The organism is Polaromonas sp. CG_9.7, from assembly GCF_015752205.1.
Lineage (GTDB): Bacteria > Pseudomonadota > Gammaproteobacteria > Burkholderiales > Burkholderiaceae_C > Polaromonas.
Genome location: NZ_JADOVG010000041.1, coordinates 1 through 2,541, shown reverse-complemented (window position 1 = coordinate 2,541; position 2,541 = coordinate 1). Strand labels below are relative to the sequence as shown.

The following is a 2,541-nucleotide window of genomic DNA, read 5'->3' as shown; positions in this document are numbered from 1 at the left end:
GTAAGCGGCCAGCGATGACATCTTGAATAAGCATGTCGAAATATGCTACGGGTTAGCGAAGCGTCAGCCCGCAGGCTGCCAGTGATGGGGCAGCAGCTCGTCGATGCGGCTGTTGAGGTGGCCAGGCAGTCGTGTGAGCACATCCTTCAGGTACGCCCACGGGTCCAGGCCGTTCATCCGGGCCGATTGCACCAGGCTCATGACGACAGCGGCGCGCTGGCCGGCGAGCTCGCTGCCGGCGAACAACCATGCTTTTCTTCCCATTGCCCACGGGCGCATGAGATTTTCAATGTGGTTGTTGTCGATGGCCACGTTGCCATCGACCAGGTAGGCCGTCAGCGCCGTCCAGCGGTTCAGGCTGTAGTCGATGGCGCCGGCGATGGCGCTGCCGTCGGGCACGCGCTGGCGCTCCAGACGCAGCCAAAGATGGAGTTCCTCGCAAAGCGGCCCGGCCCTGGATTGCCTCATTGCCAGACGCTCGTGCTCGGGCAGTTCCCGGGCTTCTTTCTCGATTCGGTACAGCCAGGCGATGCGCTGCACGGCCTGGGCGGCCACCGGGCTCTGGTTTTCCTTAATCAGCTCGTCAAATTTTCTCCTCGCGTGCGCCATGCAGCCCGCCTCGATTCGCCTCTCTAACTTGAAGACGCTCTCGTAAGCTTTGTAGCCGTCGCACACCAGTGTGCCCGACCAGCCCTTGAGAAATTCAACAGGGTATTTGGCTGCCCGGCCAATGCAAAAGTCGTACACCACGCCCGGCAGCACATCAAAAGCACTGCGGGCATACGCCCAGACGTAGGCCCGCTTGGTCTTGCCCGAACCCGGGTCCAGCATGTTCACCGGCGTTTCATCAACATGCACGACCGCCGCGCCAAGCACGAACGCGCGGTGCGCCTCGTACAGCGGCATCAATCCAGCGCCGGCCCGGCCCGACCATGCCGCCAGCGTCGAGCGCGGCGTGTGCACACCCGAGCGTGCGTTGATTTGCTCTTGCCGGTAGTACGGAAGGTGGTCGACGAAGCGGCCCACCAGGGTGTGGGCGAGCAAGCCCTCGGCGGGCATGCCCTTGTCGATGATGTGCGGCTCGACCGGCTCCTGCACCAGCGACTGGCAGCACTTGCACGCCCACTTGCCGCGAATATGGCGATGCACGAAGAACTGCGCCGGCACGATGTCCAGCTTCTCGCTGATGTCCTCGCCCACGCGCACCATCGACTGGCCGCACCCACACGTGGTGCTTTGCGGTTCGTGGCGGTGCTCCACACGCTGCAGGTGTTCGGGCAGCGCCTGGCGTCTGGGCTGGCGCCGGGGTTCGACGACAACAGCGGGGCCCGGCGCGCCGCTTTGGCCCTGCAACGCTTCGAGCTGGGCCTCCAGGCTGGCCTGGTCAGCGGCCAGTGTTTCCTCGAACAGCTCGCGCTGCTCGGCGCTCATGCGCTCGGTCCGGGCGCCAAAGCGCCAGGCCTTCAGGCGCGCGAGCTCGTGCGTGATGCGCTCAATCTTGATGTCGCGCAGCCGGATGGTGCGCGCCTGGAAATCGACTTGTTGTCTCTGCTCAGCAATGTGCTGGCCTTGTTCGGCGATGTACTCAAGCATTTGGGCGGCCATTTCGGCCAGTGCACCGAAACTCAGACCGTGCAGGTCCTGGGCTTTGAATTCGTGCACGTTGAGCATGCCTGCATTGTGCAAAACCGCCTCTCAGGGCGCCATTGGGACATGTGCCGATTGCTTGCCTCCCGGCAGTGCCCCACATTTACCTACATGCGCGTAATCACCTGCATCTGCTCGAGCCGCTGCCAGGGCAGGCCCAGCACCAGGGCGTCAAATTGTGGTTGCGTCAGCGTCATTGGGGCCGCTGCATCAAAGACCTCGCGTGGCCAGGCAAAGCGGCCCTGGTTCAGGCGCCGGGCCGCGCACCACACGCCAAAGCCGTCGTGCACGAGCAGTTTCATGCGCGTGGCCCGCGCGTTGGCAAACAAATAGCCGTGATGCGCCTGAGCGGCGCCGAACACCTGTACCACCCGGGCCAGCAGCCGCTCGGGGCCGGCGCGCATGTCCACGGGAGAAGTCGCCAGCCACAGCGCGTCGATGCGAATCACCGCAGCCACTCGCGCAGCCAGGCCGCGCACTCGCCGGCACATTGGACGGGCCAGCTCACCGTGACAGTGGCCGCCCCTGGGCGGCGCACCTCCACGCGGATTTCTGGCAAAGTTGCCGCCGCCGGTGCGGGCATCTGCACGGCAATGAATTCGGTGCCGGACTTGGTGTTTGCCAAAGTAGGGCTGCCAGCGCGCAAATCAACGCATTGGGCATCCTCGCGCAGCCAGCGGTAAACCACGTTGGCGTTCAACCTGTTGCGCAGCGCTATCGCGGCCACGGAGGCTTCGGCCTGGCGGCAGGCCTGAAGCACCTCGGCCCTGAATTGGGCGCTGTGTTTGCGCCGCGCCACTCTCTTCGTTTCCATAGTGCCCACTTGTTTGTTTCGTGGACACTATGTTTGACCGCTTTCTTCCCAGTCTCAAGATGGCATGGCTGGCCGCTTAC

At 64.2% G+C, this 2,541-nt stretch carries 3 protein-coding genes; all 3 read right to left on the bottom strand.

Going from position 1 to position 2,541, the window contains the following annotated elements:
- Positions 1-63 precede the first annotated feature (63 nt).
- On the bottom strand, positions 64-1,605 hold the full coding sequence (locus IWX87_RS19360) for an IS66 family transposase (RefSeq protein ID WP_196865130.1): 1,542 nt from the start codon (positions 1,603-1,605) through the stop codon (positions 64-66).
- A gap of 149 nt (positions 1,606-1,754) precedes the next feature.
- Entirely contained in the window at positions 1,755-2,105 is a 351-nt protein-coding gene (tnpB, locus tag IWX87_RS19355; protein WP_196865129.1) for an IS66 family insertion sequence element accessory protein TnpB, read from the bottom strand.
- Positions 2,093-2,461, bottom strand: a complete 369-nt coding sequence (locus IWX87_RS19350; protein ID WP_196865128.1) for a transposase — start codon at positions 2,459-2,461, stop codon at positions 2,093-2,095. Before IWX87_RS19350 ends, tnpB begins: the two co-directional genes overlap by 13 nt.
- Positions 2,462-2,541: the final 80 nt, after the last annotated feature.